This window comes from Pseudomonas sp. MYb327 (assembly GCF_040438925.1).
In the GTDB taxonomy this organism is placed as follows: domain Bacteria; phylum Pseudomonadota; class Gammaproteobacteria; order Pseudomonadales; family Pseudomonadaceae; genus Aquipseudomonas.
The window spans coordinates 2,651,605-2,676,602 of record NZ_CP159258.1; the positions used below are offsets into that span (position 1 = coordinate 2,651,605).

Sequence of the window (24,998 nt, forward strand, 5' to 3'; positions counted from 1 at the left end):
CACTCCAGCATTCATCTATAGGTAGGACCAATGCAGAGGATTGCATATCGGTCTTGGACGCTATCGAGCAAACGGCAGAAGATTGCTTCACACCCAAGCAATACCAACCTGGCACTAGCCAACAAGCAAACCCGATAGGAGAAACACCATGCAACAGTCCCACGCTTACAACGACACCAGCCTCGAGCTGACCGCGAAAATCCTTGATGCCAAGGCGCGCAAAAACCTGTCCTTCGAACAAGTGACTGAAGGTACCGGCCTGGGCTTGGCTTACGTCACTGCCGCCCTGCTCGGCCAGCACCCGCTGCCTGAAGCCGCTGCCAAAGTGATCGGTGAAAAACTGGAGCTGGACGCCGATTCCGTCGCCCGCCTGCAAATAATCCCGCTGCGCGGCAGCCTCAATGGTGTCCCGACCGATCCAACCATCTACCGCTTCTACGAAATGATCCAGATCTACGGCACCACGTTGAAAGCCTTGGTTCACGAGCAGTTCGGCGACGGCATCATCAGCGCGATCAACTTCAAGCTCGACATGAAGAAAGTCGAAGACCCGGAAGGCGGCCACCGCGCAGTGATCACCCTCGACGGCAAGTTCCTGCCACTGCGTCCTTTCTAAGGATGCAACCGCACCTGTAAATCGGCCCGCAGCCTTGCGGGCCTGCTTCAAAAAATTTCTTAACCCTTTCGATTAATCACCTATTTGAATGGAGGATGCCCCATGAAAAAAATCCTGTTTCTGGCCCTGTCCTTGACGGCTTCGCTGTCGGCCTATGCACAGCAAACCGTGGTCGCGCCAGAGGCCATTCCGTATGCCTACGGCATGCATCTGGATATCGCCAAAGTCATCCACATCACGCCGACGGCCGATGTCTGCGGCCCGACGCCCGTGCAAATGACCTACCGCGATTCCCACGACGAAACCCACGTTCTGGAATACAGCGTAATCGGCAGCGGCTGCACCAACTGATCTTCACCCACACTCAATTCATAAAAGGCACACACCATGAAAGCGCTCATCGAAGGTTTCCTGAAGTTCCAGAAAGAAGCATTTCCACAACGCACTGACTTGTTCCAACACCTGGCCACCACGCAACACCCAGGCACGTTGTTCATCACTTGTTCCGACAGCCGCGTCGTGCCGGAACTGCTAACCCAGCAAGAGCCTGGCGAACTGTTCGTGATCCGTAACGCCGGCAATATCGTGCCGTCCTATAGCCCGCATTCGGGTGGTGTATCGGCTACCGTCGAATACGCCGTCGCGGTACTGGGCGTGACCGACATCGTGATTTGTGGCCATTCCGATTGCGGTGCCATGACCGCTGTCGCCAAGTGCACATGCATGGATCACCTGCCCGCAGTCGCTGGCTGGTTGCAACATGCCGAATCGGCGAAAGTCATCAACGAATCACGCTCTCACGCCAATGAAGCCGCCAAGGTCAGTTCAATGGTGCGTGAAAATGTCATCGCTCAACTGGCCAACATTCAGACCCATCCGAGCGTGCGCCTGGCTCAGGAAAAAGGTTTGGTAAATCTGCATGGTTGGGTCTATGACATCGGGACTGGTTCGATCGACGCCCTGGACTCAGACAACAAGTCGTTCAAGTCTTTGGTCAAGCATCCGAACACCGTTGCCGTTCATGCCCGTCCCGCAAAAGCCGTTGCCTAAATCAGCCGCTAATTTCAGGAGAACTCAACATGCTTGAAGTCACGCTGTATACCACCACGACCTGCCCTTACTGCCGCAACGCCAAGCGTTTGCTCGACGCCAAAGGGATTTCGTACAAGGAAATCGATGTGCGCTCAGTCGACGTGAAGAATGAAATGGTCAGCCGAAGCGGTCGCCGTACCGTCCCGCAGATCTTCTTCGGCAACTGGCACGTTGGCGGCTTCGACGACCTGGCTCAACTTGAAAGCGAAGGCGGCATCGACGAGGTACTAAACCCGCGGATGGCGGGATAAGCGCCGATGACGCCAACGTATAAATCCAGCACCAGGGGGGCGTCGCCCTCCTTGGCTTGCGCCGGCACGGCGCAGCAAATCAGCACCTCCCCCTCGGCAGGCATTTCAGCTGTCAGATTAAGATAGTGCACCTGCCCACTGATCAGTTTGGTTCGGCACGTCCCGCACGATCCACCCCGACAGCTAACGTCGGGATTCAGACCTTGGCTTTCAGCCAGCTCCAATAAGCTCCACCACCTGGCTCCCATTGACTTTCTTTGGACGATCCTGCAAACAACACTTTGACCGGTTCACTCGCTGCTGGCACCTACTCGACTGCCGGCGTCAACTGATCCCGTTGAAGAACCAGCGTCGAAGCACCGAAAGTCTCCGCGTGAATACGGTCATCGCCAATACGTAACTCGCGTAGGCCGTCGTAAAGCGCTTGGGTAATCGGACCCGGTCCACACAGATAAAAATCATAATTGTCCAAGGGCAACAACGCCTGAGTAACTCGACGTCGATGCGTCCAGCCATTTCATAGTGCTCACCTACACGCGCATGAGGCTCTGGTTGACTGAGCACTCGTAACGCACGGATCTTGTCTTTGGCGCGGACTGCCAATTCGTACAACTCGTCGCGGAACCCAAGTTCAGACAACGTGCGCGTGCTTTGGATAAACCAGGTGGGGGGTGTTCGGCGCAGACGCTCCCCGTGATAGATCACCTCACGGAGCATCGAGAGCATAGGTGTTATTCCGACCCCTGCTGCCAATAGAACCAACCGTCGATACTCATCTGCCTGAACGGTGAAGCGACCCTGAGGAGCACGCGCTTCAATCAGATCGCCAACCTGAATGCGATCATGAAAATGCGCTGCGACCATCCCGTCACGCTTGACGCTGATGCGGGAAATGGCAAAACCGCCAGGAGAGGCGGTACTGATGTTGCCATTCAAACGATTTCGCCTTCGAGTCTTCAGGTCGATTCCCGACAACCCGAGAGCATCGCCATTTTCAATCCAAACTTAACAGGGTCACCGTCCGCGGGTAGGCAGTCGATTTGAAGCACACGCGGATCGGGAGAATGGGCAAAGCCTGGTGAGCCTTCAATGAGCGTCATCTCCGTTCTTGGATAACGGCTGACCTAGGGAAGGTCATAAAGCTTTTTTCTGTCCTGATCGGTTTGACCCGATGGACGAATTTGTTCCCCTTTGGCGTAGGCTCGAACCACTGCTGGGCGCATGCTGATTTTTTCCAGCCAGGCGGCAACGTTAGGATAAGCATCAAGCGTCATTCCCTGCTTGTCGTGCTGAAGCACCCAAGGATAGATCGCCATATCGGCAATTGAGTACTCACCTGCGACGTACGGGCGTTCCCTTAATTGTTGCTCCAGGACGTTGTACAAACGCTCGGTTTCTTTACTGAACCTCGCAACGGCAAGCGGCACATGTTCAGAGGCATAATTGAGGAAGAACACCGCCTGCCCCAATATCGGTCCTAAGTTCGCTGCCTGCCAGAACAGCCATTGCATGACTTCTGCTGCCCCTTTGGGATCTACTGGTAAAAATTCTCCGCGACGCTGAGCCAGGTACAACAAAATAGCCCCTGACTCAAAGACCGATACACCAGTCTCCTTATCTAAGATCGCTGGAATGCGCTGATTAGGCGAAATCCGGGTGAACTCAGTCGAAAACTGCTCACCATTGCTGATGTTGACCGGATGCGCGACGTATGGCCGTTCCGACTCCTCAAGAAAAATGGCGACCTTCTGCCCATTGGGGGTTGGCCAGTAGTAGTAATCGACAGCATTGGAAAGATTGAACATCGGCTTACCTTTTCGGCAGAAGAATGAAATCTAGGCCACATACTCTTCAGTGCTCAACACTTGGGCGTAACCGAACTTCAAGGCGGCCATGAACGCCGCATGCACCAAAGGCGCGGGAACCTTGATGTCGTTGAATTCCAGGTCGTGGGTCGTACACGCATCGTGAATAACGGTCGTCTCAAACCCGAAGTCGTCAGACGCTCGGGTGACAGCATCGATGCACATGTGGCTCATGTTGCCGACCACCGTGACCCGTTCAATCTCGTTGTGTTCAAGCACCTCAAGCAGTTCAGTTTCGCGGTATGGGTTCATGAAGTGTTTGACGATGACCAATTCGTCCGGAAGGTTGCGCACCTTCTCGTGCAGTTGCGCGCCGTCAGAGCCAGGGACAAAAAACGGTGCATCTGGAGCTAAAGTTTCATGGCGGATGTGGATGACCAAGTCACCACGTTCACGTGCCGCTCCAATCACACGAGCAGCATTGTCAGCGGCCGCGTCAGTAGCGTTGAGTTCCCATTTTCCACCGGAAAAATAGTCGTTCTGGATGTCAACGACGATGAGTGCTGTGTTAGTCATACGGTTACCTTGGTAAAGAGACGATTCGGAGTGGTGGATCATTTTCAAGGCACTTGCGGTGTTTCGTACCAATCACGGTCGGGGGTGGCGAAGCGCATCTTCTTGCGGATAAAGGCAGCATTTTCGACGCTGGTTAATTTTTCGAGCAGTACGAATGCAACTTCGGTGGCAGTGCCCGGCCCGCTTGAAGTGATGATTTGGTCATCGACAACCACGGGGCGATCGACGAAGCGCGCACCGGTTTCCAATAATTGATTTTTTCGCTTGCCGCCCTCCTGGTGGTAGGTCGTGGCGTTTCTGTCACGCAACACGCCGGCCACCCCCAGACACACGGAAGACACGCACACGCTGGCAACGGGTTTACCGACTTCGACGAAGTGCCGGATGGTCGTCAGGAAGGGTTCGCTCAGGGCCTCCTCGTAAAAACCCGACGGTTCAAAACCACCAGGCAGTGCCAGGGCATCGAAGCTGCTCAGGTCCAGATCGCTCAATAAAAAACTCGGATTGAGCGTCAGACCGAAGGTGGTCACGATCTTTCTGCGAAGGCCGGCATTGACCAGTTCCACAGGGTGATCACCCAGCAGGTTGGCCCAGCCAAGCACATCAGTAAAAGCGGCCATTTCCATTGGCTCTACGCCGTTGGCCAGTAACATAAGCACGCGTTTCATCAGGTATGAGCCTCCGCTATTGGAGATGGAAGAGTGTGTGTGCCCATGCTCCGCTTTAACCGCGTTGGAGAGAACGGCCACGAAATGCAATCCACTATTGCGCTCACTGAAACGCCTGAATAGGGTTTGTATCAGTTTGTAGCTCAGGCAATTCCAGACACATTTCCATGCGTAGTGCGGTTACGCCGGACACATACGAGACACACCATCAGGCTCAAATTGTCCTGTCGTTTCACTCTTCCTCCCGAGCACAGGAACACCCGATGAACAAGTTATTCGCAGGTCTGGCCCTTGCCGCAGCTATGGTCAGCGCCACTGCTGCGCTTGCGGCGCCAGTTAAACCTACCGTCGTGTTGGTGCACGGCGCTTTCGCCGACTCCAGCAGCTGGAACGGTGTGGTCAAGATATTGGAAAGTGATGGCTATCCCGTCATCGCTGCCTCCAATCCGCTTCGCACCCTCAAAGGCGACGCACAATCAGTAGCTGACGTATTGAAAAGCATCAAAACACCCGTAGTGCTGGTCGGGCACTCTTATGGTGGCCCGGTGATCAGCGAAGCCGCTTACGGCAATGCCAACGTCAAGGCGCTGGTTTATGTTGCAGCTATTGCACCTGATGCAGGTGAATCCACCGCAGACTTGGCCGGCCGCTTCCCAGGTAACACCCTGGGGCCAACCCTGGCTCCACCTGTTGAACTAGCCGATGGTGGTAAGGATTTGTACATCCAGCAGGACAAATTTCACGATCAGTTTGCCGCGGATGTGTCGAATACAGACGCCAAATTAATGGCCGCGACCCAACGTCCCGTCACAGCAGCAGCGCTCAATGAAGCATCGAGCGAACCTGCCTGGAAAACCCTTCCGTCGTATTTTGTCTATGGCGACAAGGACAAGAATATCCCTGCGCAGGCTCAGGTGTTCATGGCTGAACGAGCACATGCCAAAAAGACCATTGTGGTCAAAGGCGCCTCGCATGTCGTGATGGTTTCTAACCCAAAAGTCGTAGCAAGCCTGATAGAAACAGCCGCTACTGCTAAATGACGACTGGAAGTGACTGCCTAAGTCGCGGTTGCTGAAATCGCTCAAAGAGCATCCGGCTGCATGGCCGGATGTTCGCGCATGCTGTCGACAATGTAGTCGACGAAACTACGAACTCGCATTGAGGCCTTACGCCCTTCGCGATACACCACATGCACCGGCAGCGCGGGTAATTCATAGGGCTGCAAAACACGACGCAATCGCCCGCTCTTCAGATAGTCGTACAACGGATAGCTCAGACACCGGGTAATACCTGCGCCATGAGCGGTAGCATCAATGGCTGCCTGGACCGTGGCACAACATATCTGTGACCGAGCCTTTACCTGGTCCAATTCACCATTATGATGAAAGTCCCATTGGACCTTCTCTCGATACACATGCGTGGCCACCAATCGATGGTTTTTCAAGTCTTGCGGCACGGTTGGCTCGCCGTGAATAGCAAGATAGGCAGGACTGCTGCAGACCATCGAGCGTACATGACCGACTTGTCGCGCAATCAATGAGGAGCTTGGCAGGTTACCGACGAGCACTGCCACATCAATGCCTTCCTCGTTCATGTTCGGGAAACGATCGTGGTATTGAGCGAAGACTTTTACTTCGGGATAAAGATTCGTGTAACCCGACAGCATCGAAGTCATGACATACCGGCTGAACAGCAATGGCAATAAAACCGTGAGATTGCCTTGTGCCTGGATGTGCAAGCCCCTGGCTGATGCCTCGGCATCATCGATAGCCTTCAGGATGCGCGAGCAATCCCCCATGAACCCTGCACCGGCCTCGGTCAACGACACCCCTCGAGTGCTTCGCACTAATAGCGGAACGCCGAGACGCGCCTCCAGGCGTGCAACTGCACGAACAACTGTAGGACCGGACACACCAAGACGACGCGCCGCAGCAGCCAGACTGGGGCGTTCTGATAAAGCTTCGAACAACAGCATTTCATGGTATCGATCCATCAGTTCGAACCCTTCACCACAGCGCCGAGTGCCGTATCCCGCCCCAGTCGATCCGCGAGGAAATCTACGAAAGTACGAACCTTTGCCGGCACTCGGGTACTCTTCAGATACACCACCTGAATGGGCAATGCAGGCGGCTCAAAATCTTCGAGTACCAATTCCAGTTCGCCAGTGGCGACCTGGCCGGCGACTTGATAGGACAACACCCGAGTGATTCCCCATCCCAGGCTCGCTATGTTGATTGCCGCTTGATTCGCGGTTACGACGAGACGTGGATCAAATCGAAAACTCAGTGCGTTGCCGTCATTGACGAATTGCCAATCGCTCAACAGATGACTAGCCGATGACATGACAATGTTGGCGGTGCTTAGCTCACCGGGATGTAGTGGTCTGCCGTAGCGTTCAAAATAGTCGGGTGTTCCACAAATCACCTGCCGTACTTCACCGACTTTGATGGCTTGCTGATTGCTCTCCTGTAAATGGCCTATGCGTATCGCTACATCAATACCTTCATCAGCCATGTTTACCACTCGATCAACCAGCAAGGCATTCAGATGTACTGAGGGAAACTGGTCTACGTAGTCGGCCAGAAGCGGCGCGATGTACAACTCACCAAACAAAACAGACGCTGTCACCGTCAAGTGCCCGCAGGGTATTGAATAACTACCGGCAGCAGCCTCCTCCGCTTCATCAATATCACTCAATATCCGCCGACAGTCCTCCAAATAACGCTGCCCCGCTTCGGTGAGATGAAGACTGCGGGTCGTTCGAGAGAGAAGTTGTGTACCTATGCGCTCTTCCATCGCGGCGATGGCACGAGTCACGCTTGGAGGAGAGATATTCAGGCGGCGAGCTGCGGCGGCAAATCCTTCCTCTTCGGCAACCGCCATAAAAATATGCATTTCTTGAAAGCGATCCATAGGCGACCCTGTCGAGATGAGAGGACAGCGAAGTGTCGGCACGCTTGTGCATGCAGACCTATTTGCCAGTATTACTGGCTACGGTGACTTTCGCACGTGCCGTCGGGCTGACTACATGCTCGGGAAACGAGTCAGGGGAAAAACTGCACAGCAAATGAAAAGGAACTTGCCCGAAATGATCTCCCGGCAAGTTCCATCAGGATTGAGTCAAGCCTGCTGTAAACCTTTAGCAGTACGTTGCATGCCAACGAAGTTCGGCAACGCTTCGACGCTGCTCAACCAGGCACGGACATTCGGATAGTCAGTAAGCGCCACATTACCTTCAGGCGCGTGGGACACGTAGGTGTATGCGGCGACGTCGGCGATGGTCGGCTTGTCGCCCACCAGAAATTTACTTTGACCCAACTCCTCTTCCATGACCTTGAGCAGGGCATGGGAACGTTTGATGGCATCTTCGGCGTCGTAGCCAGCACCAAACACAGTAATCAACCGCGCGGTGGCAGGGCCCGAATTGATCTGGCCGGCGGCCACTGACAGCCAGCGTTGGACCTCAGCTTGCTCGATCGGGTCGGTCGGCAGCCACTGGCCTTTGCCATATTTGGCAGCGAGATAAACCAGAATTGCATTGGAGTCAGCCAGGACGGTGCCATTGTCATCGATCACCGGCACCTGCCCAAAACGGTTGCGAGCGAGGAATTCTGGCGTTTTGTGCGCGCCTTTCATCAGATCCACAAATACCAGCTCCGTTGGCAGCCCCAGCAGGGAAAGCATCAGTTCGACGCGATGCGCGTGGCCGGACAATGGGTGACGGTAAAGTTTGATCGCTTGCTGGGACATGGCGTACTCCGATTGTTGTTCGAGTTCGACCCGGTGATCGCGTCGATGGGGCTATCTTCCCCTTCTCTGATAAACAGCGGAATAACCACCGATTACAATCCAGCATTTCACCAAGCGGAATGATCAGTACGTGGCGACTGAACTATTTCTTCCACTCTAGCGGCGACATTCCCAACATTAAGTCCATGAACGCAACGGATGCCGAGCTGTGGTAGTTGTTTTTGCGCCGCAGTAGCGCGGCGCCTCGGTGAGGCCCTTTATCCACCAACGGGATCTTGCGCAATGCACGGTCTTGGGTGGCAATAGGTTCTGGAAGTACGGTAGCGACCGCCGTGTGGCGAATCACTTCCAGCAATGTATTGACCGAGTTGACCTCAATCACCACCTTGGGCGTGATCCGCACTTTAGCGAAGTACTCATCAATACAGAGGCGGGTTACGAAATCCGGCGTCAGCAGCGCAAACTCCAGTAGAGCAACCTGCTCCGCAGTGAGTGGCGTTTTGCAGTTGTATAAGGGGTGATCGCGACCCACCACCAGTCCAAGCGTTTCGATAAAAGCCGGTATCGATTCGATGTCCGGGTTTCTCACCTGATCAAACGCAATTGCAATATCCAGCGAATCGTCGGCCAGGCCGGTTTCGATATCCCCCATCGACAACTCAAAAATCTCTAGATGAATGTTGGGATAGAGAGCCGTGTAGTCCCGAACCAGCGGCCCCACGAGATACGCCATAAAGGTCGGAGTCATCGCCAAGCGCAGGGTGCCGCGAGACAAATCCTTCACATCGTGAAGCGCCCTCTTCCCAGCCGCCAACTCCACTAGCACGCGACGGGCACACTCAATGTAAGCCTCTCCCGCATCGGTTGGTTTCACCGTCCGCGAGGTTCGGTCAAACAGTACAACGCCGAGTGTTTCTTCTAGCTGCCGGATCTGTTGAGACAACGTCGGCTGGGAAACATGCAAAGCCTCGGCGGCCCGGGTAAACCCGCCGTTATCCGCGACAGCCAACAAATATCGCAAGTGTCGTAACAGCATGAGAACTCACCTCTATAGGCCCTGCTTATGCGTTGAATTGTATATCGGTCTTGGTCGCTATCAGTCAATCGGCAGAGGATTGCTTCACACCAACGCAATACCAACCAAGCAAACCCGACAGGAGATTGACCATGCAACAGTCCCACGCTTACAACGACACCAGCGTGGCATAAACCATTAGCATTTCTGACACCAGCCACGCCTGCGGGGTTGTGCAAGCCGAAATGGTCTATGAAGACTCCAAAGGAGTGCGACATATCGCAACGTACCTGGTAGAGGGTGGTGGTTGCAGCACTGGTTGAGCAATCAAAATGCGGCCGCCTGCAGTCTGATCTGAATTGATGTTTACCCGTGAACGTCATACCCCGGACGAGCACTTCGTATGCCCAACGCGGATTACCTCGCAGAAAAGCTGTCTGCTGAAACTGAGCAGTTGCACATTCTGGTTACCAGCCGCTAGCCGTTGCGAGCTGAAGGTGAGCCTGTCCATCGATTATGTCCTTTCGCCTCTCCAACAGAGATGTGCAGGTTGACGGCCTTGAAAAACGTACTGGAGTGCCGTCTGCCGTTATCTGCCAGAGACCGGTGTACGCAGGGTCACAAATTCTTCTGCCGACGTCGGATGCACGCCGATGGTTTCATCGAACAAGCGCTTGGTGGCGCCCGCTTTCAGAGCGATTGCCAGCCCTTGAATGATGTCTCCAGCGTCGGGGCCCACCATGTGCGCACCTAAGACCCGATCAGTCACCGCATCCACCACCAGCTTCATCAGCGTCTGCTCGGATGACTCGGTCAGCGTCAACTTCATCGGTTTGAATCGGCTCTCGAAAACCACCACTTTGTGGCCATGTTCCAGCGCTTGCTCCTCCGTCAGTCCGACGGTGCCGATGCTCGGCTGGCTGAACACCGCGGTGGGGATATGACGGTAGTCCACTGGGCGATATTGCTCTGGTTTGAACAGGCGACGCGCGACCGCCATGCCTTCTGCCGTGGCGACCGGGGTCAACTGTACTCGGCCGATCACATCACCCAACGCCAGGATCGATGGCTCCCGGGTTTCGAAGTTGTCGTTGACGTCGATGTAACCCTTGTCATTGAGTGCGACACGGGTGTTCTCCAGGCCCAGATTGTCGAGCATTGGCCGACGGCCCGTGGCGTAGAAAATGCTGTCGGTCTCCAACTGACGACCGTCGTTGAGCGTCGCCAGCAGACTGCCGTCCGCCTGTTTGTCGATTTGCACAATATCGGTGTTGAACTGCAATTGCAGACCGCGTTTCGTCAGCTCTTGCACCAAGTGCGTGCGTACCGATTTATCGAACCCGCGCAAGAACAGGTCACCGCGATACAGAAGGCTGGTGTCGGCGCCGAGTCCATTGAAAATCCCGGCGAATTCCACGGCGATGTAGCCACCGCCCACCACCAGTACACGCTTGGGTAACTGCTTGAGAAAGAAAGCTTCGTTGGATGTGATGGCGTGCTCCCGACCCGGGATATCCGGAATCTGTGGCCAGCCGCCGGTGGCAATCAGGATGCGTTCAGCGCTGTAGCGCTGGCCGTTGATTTCGACATGATGGGCATCGCTCAGCCGTGCATGACCTTCGAGCAAGGTCACGCCGCTATTGATCAGCAATTTGCGGTAAATGCCGTTGAGTCGTTCGATCTCACGGTTTTTATTGGAGATCAATTTTTCCCAGTCGAATTGGGCCTTGCCGGCAGTCCAGCCAAAGCCTTCGGCCTGTTCGAAGTCGTCGGCAAAATGGGAGCCGTAGACCAGCAGTTTCTTCGGCACACAGCCAACGTTGACGCAGGTGCCACCGAGGTAGCGACTCTCGGCAACCGCCACTTTCGCGCCGAAGCCTGCGGCAAAACGCGCTGCCCTCACACCGCCGGAACCTGCACCAATCACAAATAAATCAAAGTCGTAGGTCATCTCAATTCTCTGCAAGATCGCACAACACATGTGCTGTCGAATGTCGTTAAAGGGGAGAAAAACGAAGTTTCAATGCACGCAGGATCGGCGCGCACAATTTCAGAACCGAAGCCTTTTTCTCATGCGTGCTTGATCTGTGCATGACAGGAGCCGCTCTGGATTCACTGGCCAGCGCGCCCATCAATTGGGGCAGCAAAAAACCGCCTTCGTATTCGGTTTGGGTCATGGCTGGAGTATCCAACCAAGGATTACCGTCGCAGGAATGAGTGACATCAATCATGTGAGAACTCCTTGGATGGACACTGCATCAACCCGAAATGGGTAAATTGCTTCTGGGGTCTGTCTCACCATCTATGGGTAATAAGAGAACCAGCAGGTATGTCATGACTTAATTGTGCTGCGTGAAATAATCCAGCGGGGTGTTGCGCTGCCCTTGCTGATCAGGCGCGCATCAGCGTCATTGGCCGCGGTCATTGACAGCCTCGAATTCCAAAGCCAAGTGCCGATTAAACGCGACGTTCGCGAAGTATTTGCCGAGCGGAGTCCGCCATTACGGTAAGTGAGCCGGCAAGCATCAATACGTCTTTGAGCACCAGACGACCGCCACCGGACAGGTAAGGAAACCCGTGTTGAGCGTCGCCCAAAGCTCCCACCCACGCTTCTGGTGTGGTGATCAGAAAGCTCAACGTTACCAGTGGCGTGCCGAAGGCCAATGCACCACCGAGTAAGCCGGTGCGTCGTGAGATGGGGTTGGACAGCACCAATAAGCCAATCAGGAGTTCGACAATGCCCAGGCCGGTCGAGAACCCGTAGGTGTTGTTGGCTGTCTGCCAGGCGCGCTTGTCCGCGTTCAGTTCGCCTTCATGTGTCAGGTGAGCCTTGTACTCTTGCGGGTGTTCGTAGAAGAACGACATGACGGGGCTGTTGGCGACAAACGGTGTGATGCTATCGGCCTCGTAAGGGACGAATTTAAGTGCGCCGATCCACAGGAAAACGATGCCAATTGCCAGTCGCATGAGCGAAGCGCCAAAGGTATCCACTTTGCTGAGGAACCGCAGCCAAGTTGTAAATGAGGTGAGCATGAGACTTCTCCAGAACATTGAATGTGGAGCTAGTCTGCGGGTTCAGCGAACGGTGCTTTTGTTCATCATGCTCAAGTTGATGCTTGATCGTCTCAACGTGACCTCCACGTTTCAATGACGTAAAAAAGCCCCGGCACTTTGCAGTGCCGGGGCTGCGGTTAAACGTTAGGTCGGACTAGTTTTTCAACGTATCGAATGCTTCAAGCGTGCGCAGCGAATAGATATACGCAGCACCCGCGTTCATCGAGATAGCCGTGGCCAGGGTTGCTGCCACTTCTTCCCGGCTTGCGCCAGCCTTGATCGCTGCGTTCGTGTGGGCCGCGATACAACCGTCGCAACGCGTCGTGACGGCGACGGCGATCGAGATCAATTCCCGTGTCTTGACGTCCAGGACATCGTTTTCGGCAGCGGCTTCACCGAGAGCCATGTAGGCTTTGACCATCTTAGGGTTGCTCTTGCCCAATGCGCCGAAGGCTTTCTGGATGGTGGGCAATAATTCGGACCAGTTATTGAACATAGCGTTAATTCCTGTACAGGTTGAGGGTACTGTTTCGACCCACTCAGTTTTCTCCAGTGACGCGATTCAGGTTTGTTCAATCGGCTCAGCTTTTATTGCGAAAAACTCAAAATGAACTCAATCGATAAACTCATCAGCTTGGCCAATGTTCGCGGTAGCCTGGATTTGCGCTGCCAATTCGAGGGGGAATGGGCGCGCGAGCATGAGCAAGAGGCCCTGGGCAAGGCGCCCTATCACATCGTGCTGGCGGGAGAGTGCCGGGTAGATTTTCCTGATGGCCAGCGCGTTCCCATGAAGGCCGGGGACATTTTGCTGCTGCCACGAGGCGCGCCGCATGTGATGCACAGTCCCGGTAAAACGGTAGCGCCGACCGTGCCGACAGTCACCGGAGGTGGTGTTGTGCCGATGCATCGTATCGGCGGGGCAAGTCGCGATTTCGATATGCTTTGTGGCGGGTTTCACTTCAATCGCACTTCACTACTGTTTTCAGCGCTGCCTGAGTTTGTGGTCATCCCGCCCACCGCCAACGGGCAATTGCCTGCGCTGGTGGACATGCTGCGCGGTGAAGCGGACGGCGACCAGGTCTGCTCCAGATTCATGCTCGACGCACTATCTCAGGCGTTGTTCACCTTGATCCTGCGAGCACACCTGGCAAGCGATGGCCAGACCACCGGCTCCTTGGCCCTGCTCAGCGATAAACGCCTCGGACGCGCCTGGCAAGCCATGCTGGCCGACCCTGCATTCGAGTGGACCGTTGAAGGTCTGGCAGAAATGGCGAGCATGTCTCGCGCAACTTTTCTGCGTGCCTTTGCACGTGTGGCTGGCGCATCGCCCTGGGTGCTGCTGACTCAGATCCGCATGGAATTGGCGTTCAACCTGCTGAGCCGCTCCCATCTAGGGTTGAGCGATATTGCCGTGCAGGTTGGGTACCAGTCGCAATCGGCCTTCAGCAAAAAATTCAAGGAGTTTTACGGGGAGGCGCCGGGGAAGCTGCGTCGCGAAATTTAGACTTTTTGACGTGATTCGTCTGCATGTGAGCAGGCTCGGCACTGCCCTGTCATTTGAACTGCTACGCTTTTCAGACTTGCCAAAAAAACGGCCATCCGTCCCGTGTCATGTTCACTACGGCAGAGCGGATAAGTTTTCAATCAGCGCCGACGACTCAGGTGCTTTGATGAACAGAAAAACTTTGCCCGCCGCGATCATGCTCGCGAGCGTGCCGTTCGGGGCCAATGCCGCAGACACCAAAGCGCATGGGTTCTTCGAGGACAGTCAGGCAACCATCAGTTCACGCTCCATGTACTACGCCAATGACAACCACGAAGGCGGAGCCGACCAGCGCGAAGCGGCAACTGCGCTCAAGTTCGGGTTTGTCTCGGGTTTTACTGAAGGCACAGTCGGCTTTGGCCTCGACGTGTCATCGCTGGTCGCCATTCATTTGGATGGTGGTAAAGGCCATCATCCTGACGCCAACACATTCTTCCCCAGCGATACAGACGGCTCCGCCTCCCATTCCTGGAGCAGAGCGGGTGCCAATGTTAAAGCACGCTTATCAAAAACCGAGGTTGCCGTCGGTAATGTATTAACGCCCAGCCTGCCGATACTCGTTGCCACGGATTCGCGATTGGTTATTCAAAACTTCGGCGGCGGCATCATCACGTCCAAGGAAATCGACGACCTTACGCTCACCGCGGGTAAAATTGATCAGTCCTCCGGTAGAGCTACAAGCAACTCTACCGGGCTGGCAGTTGCAGGCGGCACGAAGGATTCAAACGACTTTCGCTTCGCAGGCGGTGACTGGAAAGTAACCAAGGATCTGATGCTTCAGTACTACTTCGCCAGACTTGAGAACTATTACAAGCAGGACTTCCTTGGTCTGGTCCACGTACTTCCGTTAGGCAATGAACAGTCATTCAAGACCGATCTGCGCTACTTCGACAGTAGCTCGGACGGAAAAAATGGCGAGGTTGGATATCGTTTTAATAACAACGGAGGTTATGCCAAAACACCTGGAGAAGTGGATAACAAGACCTGGAGTGCCATGTTCACCTACAGTCTTGGAGGTCATGCGTTCATGCTGGGCCACGAAAGTGTCAGCGACGACGGAGGTTTTGTATGGCTCAACCAGGGCAACGTGGTGGACGGACGGAATCGACCGGAGGGCAACGGCGGTACGGCGTTCTATCTGTTTACCGATGCCATTGTCGGCAACTTTTCCCGGGCCGGTGAGCAAACCAATTTTGGTCAGTACTCCTATGACTTCTCAAAACTGAATTTGCCTGGGCTGAAAGCGTCGGTCGCCTATCTCAAAGGCGACAACATCAAAGATGTAAACGGTGGAGGCGATCTTTCGGAATGGGAGCGTGACATGAGGGTGGATTACGTCATCCAGGATGGGCTGTTGAGAGGCTTTGGGACAACCTTGCGTCATGGCACCTATCGCAGTGACAACGCTGCGGTTGCAAATCAGGATCAGACCCGCCTGATTTTCAACTACAGCCACTCCTTGTAGGTCGCTTGATGTACACGATCTTCAACCAAACCTTCCCGGCCGCAGGCTTCTTCGCACCGCCGTTGCAACAGTATTGTGCTAGACCTACAACATTACTGCGATGACGTTGAAGCAGAAAATTCCGCCGTTTTCCACTTGTCGTTACCTACCGGGGAGGAGCGCATGTGAGTCAAGATTCTCTCTCAGATTCGCCTCTTGATAATGGGCCAATCGTCTTTGTCGTTGATGATGACGAGTCCGTGCGCATCGCATTAAGCAGTCTTTTCCGTTCGATGGATGTACGGGTGGAGACGTTCGCCTCCGCGACCGAATTCATTCGGCGCCCCGACCCACAAGCCCCGTGCTGCCTGGTTCTGGATGTCCGCCTGCAAGGTTCCAGTGGCCTGGACTTCCAGCGCGAATTGCGCGAGGCAGCGAATAAATTACCCATCATTTTCATATCCGGGCATGGCGACATCGCGATGTCTGTTAAAGCAATGAAGGCCGGCGCCCTGGACTTCCTGGTCAAACCTTTCCGCGACCAAGACCTCCTGGACGCGGTATCGGCCGCACTCAGGACAGATGAAAAGCGCCGTGAACTGGCCAAGGGGGATGCCGGATTGCATGCTTGTTATCAGTCCCTGACTGCTCGGGAACGCGAAGTCATGGCCTATGCCGTGAAGGGCCTGATGAACAAACAGATCGCCAGCGAGATCTCTATCAGTGAAGTCACTGTCAAAATTCACCGTGGTAACGCGATGAAGAAAATGCAGGCAAAAACGTTTGCTGATCTGGTCCGAATGGCTGAATCGTTAGGGATAGGAGGGAAGCACTGAGTCAATTCCATGCGCAGGTATTTGAGTCCTTTTGGAGTGCCACGCGGGTGCCCATCCGTATCTGCCCATCGTCCCCCTCCTACCACTCCAAGGCATCGCACTAAATTTTCTTATTGAAACGTCAGTAAATATCTCAGCACGATTCAAAAATCTGACTCCTCATACCCAGAACTAATACTTCAGTATTGGTCACTACGACTCACGCGCTAAACAATTCGATCTTAGGTCCAAGTGCTTATTCGCGCCCGAAGTCATATTCTGTATTCAAGCAAACGAAAACACTGACCCGTAGATATTAGAGACTAAAGCACCGACTTCGAAAACAATTACAAATAGAGGTTCGCCCGTTACCAACAGTTTTAACGATATTCGCAAAAACTAATACGTTACTAATTGACGTCATCAGTTAGATTAACTCCATTGGAGAAATCCCATGAAACAGTCCCACATAAATAACGAAGTGAGCATTGCATTGACGACCGAAATCCTGCAGGCCAAAGCCAGCAGAAATCTGTCATGGCAGGACCTTGCGGACGGTACAGGGTTGGGCCTGGCATACGTGACCGCCGCCCTCCTCGGTCAACAACCTTTACCAACTGACGCAGCCAGGATTATCGGCGACAAACTGGGTCTGAACTCCGAGAGCGTGGCTTTGCTGCAAATCATTCCACTGCGCGGAAGTTTGTCAGGTATCCCAAGTGATCCGACCATCTACCGTTTCTACGAGATGATCCAGATCTACGGAACCACGCTCAAAGCTCTGGTTCACGAGCAGTTCGGCGACGGCATTATTAGCGCAATAAACTTCAAACTGAACATGCAGAAAGTTGCAGACCCGGAGGGTGGCCACCGTGCGGTGATTACGCTCGACGGCAAGTTCCTGCCGCTGCGTCCTTTCTGACGGTCCAACAGGCATAACGGGCTGTGGTCCGTGTGACCAACTAAAAGTCGCTCAAAATTAACGATTTAGCGCTTGTTAAACTGGAGATAATTATCATGAAAAAATTCCTGTTCTTTGTCTTGTCCGTTACTGCCGCTTTATCTACATACACGCAGGAAGCTAACGCCGCTTCTACAGTCGACATTTATAAATATGGAATGCCGTTAGACGTTGCTCACGTAATCGAAATATCACCGGCAGCAGATGTCTGCGGGCCCACACCCGTTCGAATGACATACAACGACTCCCGCGGCGAAGTACACATTTTGGAATTCCGTGTCATCGGCACCGGCTGCACTAATTAAGTTTTAATCCAGCCACGAAATTTCGACAACGCAAAAGGCAATCGAAATATCAACGCAAAAACTCGACCATTTCACGCAGAGCCAGCGCGACTTGCGCCACGCTGACAAACAGCGCAACGCCACTTTCGTTATTACTGGGAGCGGCCTGCGGGGTGTAGCGGACATCATGCTGGCTCAGTTGCTGTAAAGGTCAATCGGCACGGAAGTGTTGGCAGAGTGATTCTTGAAAATGCTCCAACAGAAAATCGACGAACACCCGTGTTTTGACCGGCAAAGATTTTTTGGAAGAGTAGTAAACCGAAACCACGCCTAGATCCACATACCAGTCGGGTAACAATCGAACCAGCTCACCACGTTGCAAGCGAGGCCAAGCGCGATCCAAAGGTAGCAGCGCGACGCCTAGCCCCATCACAGCACAGCTACACAGCGCTTCTGGGTCGTTCATGATGGCCGCTGGTTTTAAATTGATGTCGTACCGCCCTTCCCCAGAATCACGAAGCGTCCAGTTCAGCAAACGCCCTGAGTTGGTCGAACGCATTACGATGCCATCAACTCCCTGCAAATCGCTGGGTGTAGTGGGTAACGGCTTGCCATCCAGCCATGACGGAGCCGCGACAGCCACGAGATGAAGTTTGGCCAGTTCTCGTGCCACAACGCCAGGCGATAATTCCATGCCACCACCGATAGCGACGTCAAAACCTTCACCGATCAAATCCACACGGCGGATTTCTAAATGCCAATCCGGCACCACTGCGGGGTAACGCTGCTTGAAGGTCTTGAGCAATGGCAATACATAATCGTAAGCCAAAGACGGTGACAAATTTACCCGCAATCGCCCGGCGGGGACTTCTCGGGCTTCGCCTATTTGGTTGATGGCCCCCTGAATGGTTTCCAGACCTTCTGCAACCTGTTGGTAGAACATCTCACCCGCCTCGGTGAGAGTGAGACTACGGGTGCTGCGGTGAAACAACCGCGCCCCCAGATTGGCTTCAAGCCGCGCAACGTTCTTGCTCACGGCAGCGGAGGAAACCCCCATCCGCCGTGCGGCTTCGGAAAAACTGCTGGCTTCCGCGGCCCGGACGAAGGATTCAAGATTACCCAAGGTTTCCATGCTCATCTCCAACTTCTGGTTGAAGCTGATTCTACCTATTGACGACTAATTAATCCTTGATGCTTTGGTCATGATGGGCTTCCTACCGGTTATTAAGATTGGAAAGCAAAACATCATGGCGAAAATTCTCGTTACTGGCGCGACAGGCAGATTGGGCAATGCTGTCTTGCGTTCACTGGTTCAAAAAATCCCAGCATCAGACGTTGTGGCGATGGCACGTGATATTGAAAAGGCGGGGCCTCTGGCTGCATTAGGTTTAGAAGTGCGCCAAGGGGACTACACCGATTACGATTCGCTGGTGGCGGCGTTCGAAGGCGTAGAAAAGGTCTACTTGGTGTCAGCCGTAGCGTTCAGTGATCGTCTTGCCCAACATAAAAACGTGATCATTGCTGCAGGCCGCGCGGGTGTTCGACATGTGGTTTACACCAGTATTCAACGGATCAACGATGAGCTGGCACCTATTGAAGGAGTGACGGAAAGTGATATAGCTACCGAGCGATTGCTTGAGAAGTCGGGCCTCACGTACACGATTGTTCAACATCCGCTATACGCCAACGATTTGCCCTTCCTCATCGGTGCCAATGCGGCAAATGAAGGCTTCAGCTCCCCAACTGGTCAAGGTCGAGCCAGCTTCGCCACTTTTGCCGAACTGGCAGAAGCCGGTGCCGCGCTGTTAACTCAAACAGGATATGAAAATCGCACTTGCTTGCTGAATGCGGGACAGACGTGGTCTTTCCACGAGATCGCTGACGGATTGGCGAGACTGACGGGCAAGCCGGTGGATTACCAACCCATTTCCGTTCAAGCATTCATCGCCGCTCGAGAGGCTCAAGGCTGGCCAACCTCGGTCGCAAAATTCCTCAGCGGCTGGGGTAATGCCATCGATAAAGGCGCTTTCGACCAGAGCAGTTCTACGCTTGAAAAACTGTTGGGACGCAAGCCGAAAGATCTTGAGGGCATTCTCAGGGCGGCTTTCTCTCTGTAAGTATTTGTTCTCCGTTTCTTCCCATGCCGTTCAGGTCCCTTGGCGCCTTGCCGGGATGCTTCGAGTTGAGGCTGGTAAACAGCCGCCTCAACTCACTATCAGGCATCAGAGTAAATGGGTTCTCTGGAATTCGGCGGTTGATCAGGACAGCCAAACTCGATCGCTGCCTGGCCCTTTGCAAAATAGACTCCCCTTGCGCATTGGATCCTTTACCAAGAACTATGCGTAACGTCCGATAATCGAACGATTTATTATTATATTTAACTATATGATTTTTAACGTTTTTATATGAAATTCCGAAAACATAAAGGCAAGCAATCAATTAACCCACTTTTCAATGGATCCATAAATTGATTGACTGGCACTGCACGGTGTCAGGTACAGCGCCTGCCCGCTCATAAAAATAACAAGGGTGTCGGGATGAATGAGTTCTCAATCGGGTTCAAGCTTCGGCTTACACCCAGCTTCGTATGCCTTTCTCGCTTTGCCGTTACGCAGCCTCTTCTCGAGGTGCAGCCATGAGTGTCGATCTGAAGAGCGTGGTAGATGAGCGTTCCATGGCGCGCTTCCAATGGCTGGCCGTGGGTATCTGTATTGTCCTGAACATGATCGATGGGTTCGACGTGCTGGTGATGGCCTTCACGGCCGCCTCGGTGTCTGCCGAATGGGGCTTGAACGGCGCGCAGATCGGGTTGCTGTTGAGTGCCGGATTGTTCGGCATGGCGGCAGGCTCTTTGTTCATTGCGCCGTGGGCGGATCGTTATGGACGTCGGCCATTGATCCTGTTTTGCCTGCTGCTCTCGGGGGCCGGCATGCTGTTGTCGGCCCTGAGCCAGACGCCACTGCAACTGGCGCTGCTGCGTGGCTTCACCGGCCTGGGGATCGGCGGAATCCTGGCCAGCAGCAACGTGATTGCCAGTGAATATGCCAACAAGCGCTGGCGCGGGCTGGCGGTGAGCCTGCAGTCCACCGGTTATGCCTTGGGTGCGACCCTGGGCGGGCTATTGTCGGTGTGGCTGCTGACGCACTTTGGCTGGCGTTCGGTGTTCCTCTTCGGTGGCGCCGTGACCCTGGCGGTGATCCCTCTGGTGCTGCTGTACCTACCTGAATCGCTGGACTTCCTGATCGCCCGTCGCCCCGCAAATGCCTTGGCACGCATCAATCGCCTGGCCGCCCGCCTCGGCCAGCCGGCACTGCGTGAACTGCCCGTCGCCACATCAGCGCCAACTTCAGGCCGTGGCCGCCTGGCACAGTTGCTCTCGCCGGATTCGCGGCGCACCACCCTGCTGATCTGGCTGCTGTTCTTCCTGGTGATGTTCGGCTTCTACTTCGTGATGAGCTGGACGCCGAAGCTGCTGGTCTCGGCCGGGCTATCGGCACAGCAAGGCATCAGCGGCGGCGTGCTGCTGAGCGTAGGCGGCATCTTCGGCGCCGCGCTGATTGGCGGCCTGGCCTCGCGCTGGCGGCTGCCCCGGGTGCTGTCGCTGTTCATGCTCATTACCGCGGGCTTGCTGGTGCTGTTCGTCGGCTCCGCTTCATCAGTATCCATGGCACTCGGCCTGGGCCTGTTGATCGGCCTGTTCGCCAACGGTTGCGTGGCTGGTTTGTACGCGCTGTCGCCGATTGTCTACGACGCTTCTGTGCGTACCACGGGGGTTGGTTGGGGCATCGGTATCGGGCGCATCGGCGCGATCCTGTCGCCTACGGTTGCCGGTCTATTGCTCGACAGCGGTTGGCAGCCATTGCACCTGTATGGGGTGTTTGCCGTGGTCTTCGTGATTGCCGCCGCCGTGTTGCTGCAACTGCGGCCCAAGGCCCAGACACAACCAGGTGCCGAGCCTATCCAGGCCTGAGCCATGCAGATCTGAGCCGCGCAAAACAGTAGCGATGCCCGCCCTCGCTACTGACAACAACTTCCAGGAAAACAACAATAATGACTTACTTTCCTCTCCCTCCCCGGGCTCTGCTCGGCGGTGCAATAGCGTTTGCCCTGATGCCTTCGGCGTACGCTGAAAGCAACGGTTTTTTCGAAGATTCCAAGACCAGCCTGACCCTGCGGAACTACTATTTCAATCGTGACTTCAACGATCCCGGCGCCAGCAAGAGCAAGATAGAAGAATGGGCTCAGGGCGCGATTCTCAAGTTCAGCTCCGGTTATACCCCAGGCGTTGTCGGCTTTGGCCTTGACGGTATCGCGATGCTGGGCGTCAAGCTCGACAGCGGCCCGCAACGCAGCGGTTCGGAGCTGCTGCCGGTGCACGACGATGGTCGCTCCGCCGACGACTACGGACGCGCGGGGCTGGCGGCAAAAATGCGTATTTCCGCCACCGAGCTGATGCTCGGCGAGCTCATGCCGGATATTCCGCTGCTGCGCTACGACGACGGTCGCCTGCTGCCACAGACCTTCCAGGGCGCCATGCTGGTGTCCCGAGAGCTTCCCGGCCTGAGCCTTCAGGGCGGTCAATACACCTCGGTGAGTCTGCGCAATTCCTCGGACATGCAAGACCTCTCGGCCTGGGCTGCGCCCACCGTCATGTCGGACGGTTTCAACTATGCGGGCGCCGAATACCGCTTCAACGAGCAACAGACCCTGATCGGCGCCTGGCACTCGCAGCTCGAAGACATCTATCAGCAAAGCTACCTGAACCTTCTACACAAACAGAAGCTCGGTGACTGGAACCTGGGCGCGAACCTGGGTTATTTCATCGACAAGGATGATGGCAGCGCCCTGATCGGCCATGTGCAAAGCCATACCGCCTACGGACTGTTCTCTGCCAACCTGGGTGGCCATACCCTGTACCTGGGGCTGCAAAAGGTCAGCGGCGATACTGGCTGGATGTCGGTGTATGGCAGCAGTGGGCGGACCCTGGGCAACGACATGTTCAACGGCAACTTCAGTAACGCCGACGAGCGCTCCTGGCAGGCGCGTTATGACTACAACTTCGTCGCCGTCGGCATTCCCGGTCTGCTGCTGATGACCCGCTATGGTCACGGCGACAACGCCACCACCAAGGCCGGCAGCAATGGCAAGGAATGGGAACGTGACACCGAAGTCAGCTACACCCTGCAAAGCGGCCCACTGAAAAACCTCAGCGTGCGGGTCAACAACGCCACCAACCGTCGCAGCTTCAACAGCGACTTCGATCAGACCCGGGTGATCGTCAGCTACCCCCTGTCACTCTAGTCCTCCCGCACGGGGCGCTTGTCGCCCCTGCATCTCCTCTTCCCTTGCGGTACTATGGCGCCCTCCCCTCTGGAAGTCGCCTGCATGAGCAAACCGGGTCAAATGGTGCTGGTCGCACTGCGCAAAATGATTGCCTCGGGCGAACTGGCGGCCGGTGAGCGGCTGATGGAGATCCCGACGGCGGAACGCTTCGGCGTCTCGCGCATGCCGGTGCGCATGGCCTTCCTCACCCTGGAACAAGAAGGTTTGCTGGTACGCCATGGTGGCCGGGGCTATCAAGTGCGCTCGGTGAGTGCCGACGATATCGCTGGCGCCGTGGAGGTGCGTGGTGTGCTGGAGGGTCTCGCTGCGCGGCAGAGCGCCGAACGCGGCTTGAGTGAGCAAGCACAGGTGGCGCTGCGCGAATGCTTGGTGCAAGGCGATGCACTGTTCGACAAAGGTTACGTGACGGAAGAAGACCTCGAGGCGTTCCATGACCTCAACATGCGTTTTCACCAGGTGATCGTCGACAGCAGCGCCAACCCGGCGATTGCCGAAGCCCTGGCGCGCAACGATCATCGCCCCTTCGCTTCAGTGTCGGCGCTGGCGATCGATCGCCAGGACATGGCGCGCGAATACCGGCGCTTCAACTTCGCTCACATGCAACACCACTCGGTCTTCGACGCGCTGGTCAGCCGCCAGGGCGCACGCGCTGAGGCCATCATGCGCGAACACGCCAATGCGACACTGCGCTACGCCGAGGTATTCGGTGCGATCGGCAACGGCGACCGGATGAAAGTGATCGCCCGCGGCGAGTGATCGGCCGGTTCAGAGATCCAGCACCAACAGCTTGGACTTGGCCCGTGAGCAGCAGGGCGTGAACTGATCGTTGGCCGCTTGCTCTTCTTCGGTGAGGAACAGGTCACGGTGCTCCGGCACCCCTTCCAGCACACGGGTCAGGCAGGTCCCGCAGATGCCCTGCTCACAGGAAAGCGCAATCTCGACGCCGTGGCTTTCCAGCACCTGGACCACCGTCTTGTCGGCCGGAATGTCGAACACCTGCCCGCTGCTGCCCAGCTTGACCTGGAACGACCCGTCGGCACTGGTATCCACCGGCGCCGCGGCGAAGTATTCACGGTGCAATTGCTCGTCGCTCCAGCCCTGGGCCTTGGCGCTGTCGAGCACATGCTGCATGAAACCTGAAGGACCGCAGACGTACAGGTGCACGTCAGGTTGCGGATGGGCCAGGACCTTGGCGGCATCCAGGCGTGAATCGGCCTCTTCATCGAAATGCAGGTGCACGTGATCGGCAAAGGATGCCCCTTTGAGTCGCTCGACAAACGCTGCGCGCTCACTGGAACGAGCGCAGTAGTGCAGCTCGAAATCGGCACCATTGTGGGCCAGGTGCTCGGCCATGCACAGGATCGGGGTGATGCCGATGCCACCGGCGAACAACAGGCTGCGCCGACCCTCGGCCACCAGCGGGAACAGGTTGCGCGGCTCACTGATGAACAGTCGATCGCCGCTGTTGATCTGCTCATGCAGGCTTTGGGAACCACCGCGCGAGGCGACATCCTTGAGTACGCCGATCAGGTAGCGATGGCGCTCTTGCGGGTGATTGCACAGCGAGTACTGGCGGATCAGCCCGCCGGGCAAGTGCACGTCGATATGGGCGCCGGCACTGAAGCCGGGCAACTCCCCTCCTTGTGCACAAGCCAGCTCGTAGCTGCAAATATCCAACGCTTCGTTGTTGCGGGATGTCACGACGACTTCAATCATGGCGCACCTTCAAGACCGGCCACCGCAGTGGCCGTGAACAGGATCAATGGGAGTGGACTGGCGTA

Annotated in this window: 28 protein-coding genes and 2 pseudogenes; 15 read left to right on the plus strand and 15 right to left on the minus strand. The window is 55.5% G+C overall.

Features of this window, described 5'->3' with window-relative positions; all coding sequences use genetic code 11:
* The first annotated feature begins 148 nt into the window (after positions 1–148).
* The 4 genes from cynS (ABVN21_RS11845) to grxC all read left to right on the plus strand — a co-directional run bounded on the left by cynS (ABVN21_RS11845) (position 149) and on the right by grxC (position 1,959).
* On the plus strand, positions 149–616 hold the full coding sequence (gene cynS, locus ABVN21_RS11845; protein WP_075944500.1) for a cyanase: 468 nt from the start codon (positions 149–151) through the stop codon (positions 614–616).
* A 102-nt stretch (positions 617–718) separates the two neighbouring features.
* Positions 719–967: a DUF2790 domain-containing protein gene (locus tag ABVN21_RS11850; RefSeq protein ID WP_339552263.1), complete on the plus strand. Its 249-nt coding sequence runs from the start codon at positions 719–721 to the stop codon at positions 965–967.
* 36 nt (positions 968–1,003) lie between these two features.
* A complete protein-coding gene (locus tag ABVN21_RS11855; RefSeq protein WP_339552264.1) occupies positions 1,004–1,666 on the plus strand; it encodes a carbonic anhydrase in 663 nt (220 codons plus the stop codon).
* A gap of 29 nt (positions 1,667–1,695) precedes the next feature.
* Positions 1,696–1,959, plus strand: a complete 264-nt coding sequence (grxC, locus tag ABVN21_RS11860; RefSeq protein ID WP_339552265.1) for a glutaredoxin 3 — start codon at positions 1,696–1,698, stop codon at positions 1,957–1,959.
* A 20-nt stretch (positions 1,960–1,979) separates the two neighbouring features.
* On the opposite strand, the pseudogene ABVN21_RS11865 reads toward grxC, so the two are convergent.
* The 5 genes and pseudogenes from ABVN21_RS11865 to ABVN21_RS11885 form a co-directional block, all read right to left on the minus strand.
* A pseudogene (locus ABVN21_RS11865) lies at positions 1,980–2,847 on the minus strand (iron-sulfur cluster-binding domain-containing protein); the annotation flags it as partial.
* A 33-nt stretch (positions 2,848–2,880) separates the two neighbouring features.
* A pseudogene (locus ABVN21_RS11870) lies at positions 2,881–3,056 on the minus strand (flavin-nucleotide-binding protein); the annotation flags it as partial.
* Between the two features lie 27 nt (positions 3,057–3,083).
* Positions 3,084–3,764 (minus strand): glutathione binding-like protein, encoded by a 681-nt coding sequence (locus tag ABVN21_RS11875; RefSeq protein WP_339552266.1) that lies wholly within the window; start codon positions 3,762–3,764, stop codon positions 3,084–3,086.
* Positions 3,765–3,794: 30 nt separating this feature from the next.
* Positions 3,795–4,340 (minus strand): cysteine hydrolase family protein, encoded by a 546-nt coding sequence (locus ABVN21_RS11880; RefSeq protein ID WP_339552267.1) that lies wholly within the window; start codon positions 4,338–4,340, stop codon positions 3,795–3,797.
* Positions 4,341–4,384: 44 nt separating this feature from the next.
* The gene (locus tag ABVN21_RS11885; protein WP_339552268.1) at positions 4,385–5,089 is read right to left on the minus strand and encodes a DJ-1/PfpI family protein; all 705 of its coding nucleotides are present in this window, start codon (positions 5,087–5,089) and stop codon (positions 4,385–4,387) included.
* 182 nt (positions 5,090–5,271) lie between these two features.
* Between ABVN21_RS11885 and ABVN21_RS11890 the strand changes: the two genes are divergently transcribed.
* Positions 5,272–6,048 (plus strand): alpha/beta hydrolase, encoded by a 777-nt coding sequence (locus ABVN21_RS11890; protein WP_339552269.1) that lies wholly within the window; start codon positions 5,272–5,274, stop codon positions 6,046–6,048.
* Between the two features lie 41 nt (positions 6,049–6,089).
* Here ABVN21_RS11890 and ABVN21_RS11895 read toward each other — a convergent pair whose 3' ends face one another.
* The 4 genes from ABVN21_RS11895 to cynR all read right to left on the minus strand — a co-directional run bounded on the left by ABVN21_RS11895 (position 6,090) and on the right by cynR (position 9,794).
* A complete protein-coding gene (locus ABVN21_RS11895) occupies positions 6,090–7,001 on the minus strand; it encodes a LysR family transcriptional regulator (protein WP_339552270.1) in 912 nt (303 codons plus the stop codon).
* On the minus strand, positions 7,001–7,921 hold the full coding sequence (locus ABVN21_RS11900) for a LysR substrate-binding domain-containing protein (RefSeq protein WP_339552271.1): 921 nt from the start codon (positions 7,919–7,921) through the stop codon (positions 7,001–7,003). The genes ABVN21_RS11895 and ABVN21_RS11900 overlap by 1 nt, the downstream gene beginning before the upstream one ends.
* Before the next feature lie 207 nt (positions 7,922–8,128).
* Complete coding sequence (locus ABVN21_RS11905) at positions 8,129–8,758, minus strand: glutathione S-transferase (RefSeq protein WP_339552272.1); 630 nt, start codon at positions 8,756–8,758, stop codon at positions 8,129–8,131.
* A 142-nt stretch (positions 8,759–8,900) separates the two neighbouring features.
* Complete coding sequence (gene cynR, locus ABVN21_RS11910) at positions 8,901–9,794, minus strand: transcriptional regulator CynR (protein ID WP_339552273.1); 894 nt, start codon at positions 9,792–9,794, stop codon at positions 8,901–8,903.
* Between the two features lie 224 nt (positions 9,795–10,018).
* Between cynR and ABVN21_RS11915 the strand changes: the two genes are divergently transcribed.
* Positions 10,019–10,096, plus strand: coding sequence for a DUF2790 domain-containing protein (locus ABVN21_RS11915; RefSeq protein ID WP_353637246.1), 78 nt, complete (start codon positions 10,019–10,021; stop codon positions 10,094–10,096).
* A 266-nt stretch (positions 10,097–10,362) separates the two neighbouring features.
* Here the strand turns inward: ABVN21_RS11915 and gorA are convergent, their stop codons facing one another.
* The 4 genes from gorA to ABVN21_RS11935 form a co-directional block, all read right to left on the minus strand.
* Positions 10,363–11,724: a glutathione-disulfide reductase gene (gene gorA, locus ABVN21_RS11920; protein ID WP_339552274.1), complete on the minus strand. Its 1,362-nt coding sequence runs from the start codon at positions 11,722–11,724 to the stop codon at positions 10,363–10,365.
* A gap of 46 nt (positions 11,725–11,770) precedes the next feature.
* Complete coding sequence (locus ABVN21_RS11925) at positions 11,771–12,004, minus strand: hypothetical protein (protein WP_339552275.1); 234 nt, start codon at positions 12,002–12,004, stop codon at positions 11,771–11,773.
* 226 nt (positions 12,005–12,230) lie between these two features.
* Positions 12,231–12,806: a reactive chlorine resistance membrane protein RclC gene (gene rclC / locus ABVN21_RS11930; RefSeq protein WP_339552276.1), complete on the minus strand. Its 576-nt coding sequence runs from the start codon at positions 12,804–12,806 to the stop codon at positions 12,231–12,233.
* 175 nt (positions 12,807–12,981) lie between these two features.
* On the minus strand, positions 12,982–13,323 hold the full coding sequence (locus tag ABVN21_RS11935) for a carboxymuconolactone decarboxylase family protein (RefSeq protein ID WP_166620834.1): 342 nt from the start codon (positions 13,321–13,323) through the stop codon (positions 12,982–12,984).
* A 111-nt stretch (positions 13,324–13,434) separates the two neighbouring features.
* Between ABVN21_RS11935 and ABVN21_RS11940 the strand changes: the two genes are divergently transcribed.
* The 5 genes from ABVN21_RS11940 (at position 13,435) to ABVN21_RS11960 (ending at position 17,895) form a co-directional block, all read left to right on the plus strand.
* On the plus strand, positions 13,435–14,331 hold the full coding sequence (locus ABVN21_RS11940) for an AraC family transcriptional regulator (RefSeq protein ID WP_339552277.1): 897 nt from the start codon (positions 13,435–13,437) through the stop codon (positions 14,329–14,331).
* Positions 14,332–14,497: 166 nt separating this feature from the next.
* On the plus strand, positions 14,498–15,835 hold the full coding sequence (locus tag ABVN21_RS11945) for an OprD family outer membrane porin (RefSeq protein ID WP_339552278.1): 1,338 nt from the start codon (positions 14,498–14,500) through the stop codon (positions 15,833–15,835).
* A 164-nt stretch (positions 15,836–15,999) separates the two neighbouring features.
* Positions 16,000–16,650 carry a response regulator transcription factor gene (locus tag ABVN21_RS11950; RefSeq protein ID WP_339552279.1) on the plus strand — a complete coding sequence of 217 codons (651 nt, stop codon included), beginning with the start codon at positions 16,000–16,002 and terminating at the stop codon, positions 16,648–16,650.
* Between the two features lie 433 nt (positions 16,651–17,083).
* Positions 17,084–17,551: a cyanase gene (cynS, locus tag ABVN21_RS11955; protein ID WP_339552280.1), complete on the plus strand. Its 468-nt coding sequence runs from the start codon at positions 17,084–17,086 to the stop codon at positions 17,549–17,551.
* Positions 17,552–17,646: 95 nt separating this feature from the next.
* Complete coding sequence (locus tag ABVN21_RS11960) at positions 17,647–17,895, plus strand: DUF2790 domain-containing protein (protein ID WP_339552281.1); 249 nt, start codon at positions 17,647–17,649, stop codon at positions 17,893–17,895.
* Between the two features lie 190 nt (positions 17,896–18,085).
* On the opposite strand, the gene ABVN21_RS11965 is transcribed toward ABVN21_RS11960, so the two are convergent.
* Positions 18,086–19,006: a LysR family transcriptional regulator gene (locus tag ABVN21_RS11965; RefSeq protein ID WP_339552282.1), complete on the minus strand. Its 921-nt coding sequence runs from the start codon at positions 19,004–19,006 to the stop codon at positions 18,086–18,088.
* Between the two features lie 115 nt (positions 19,007–19,121).
* On the opposite strand from ABVN21_RS11965, the gene ABVN21_RS11970 reads away from it, so the two are divergent.
* The 4 genes from ABVN21_RS11970 (at position 19,122) to ABVN21_RS11985 (ending at position 23,973) form a co-directional block, all read left to right on the plus strand.
* On the plus strand, positions 19,122–19,991 hold the full coding sequence (locus ABVN21_RS11970; RefSeq protein WP_339552283.1) for an NmrA family NAD(P)-binding protein: 870 nt from the start codon (positions 19,122–19,124) through the stop codon (positions 19,989–19,991).
* Between the two features lie 518 nt (positions 19,992–20,509).
* Positions 20,510–21,844 (plus strand): MFS transporter, encoded by a 1,335-nt coding sequence (locus tag ABVN21_RS11975; protein WP_339552284.1) that lies wholly within the window; start codon positions 20,510–20,512, stop codon positions 21,842–21,844.
* Between the two features lie 80 nt (positions 21,845–21,924).
* A complete protein-coding gene (locus ABVN21_RS11980) occupies positions 21,925–23,175 on the plus strand; it encodes an OprD family porin (protein WP_339552285.1) in 1,251 nt (416 codons plus the stop codon).
* A gap of 84 nt (positions 23,176–23,259) precedes the next feature.
* Positions 23,260–23,973 (plus strand): GntR family transcriptional regulator, encoded by a 714-nt coding sequence (locus ABVN21_RS11985; protein WP_339552286.1) that lies wholly within the window; start codon positions 23,260–23,262, stop codon positions 23,971–23,973.
* 9 nt (positions 23,974–23,982) lie between these two features.
* On the opposite strand, the gene ABVN21_RS11990 is transcribed toward ABVN21_RS11985, so the two are convergent.
* Entirely contained in the window at positions 23,983–24,933 is a 951-nt protein-coding gene (locus ABVN21_RS11990) for a PDR/VanB family oxidoreductase (RefSeq protein WP_339552287.1), read from the minus strand.
* Between the last annotated feature and the right edge of the window lie 65 nt (positions 24,934–24,998).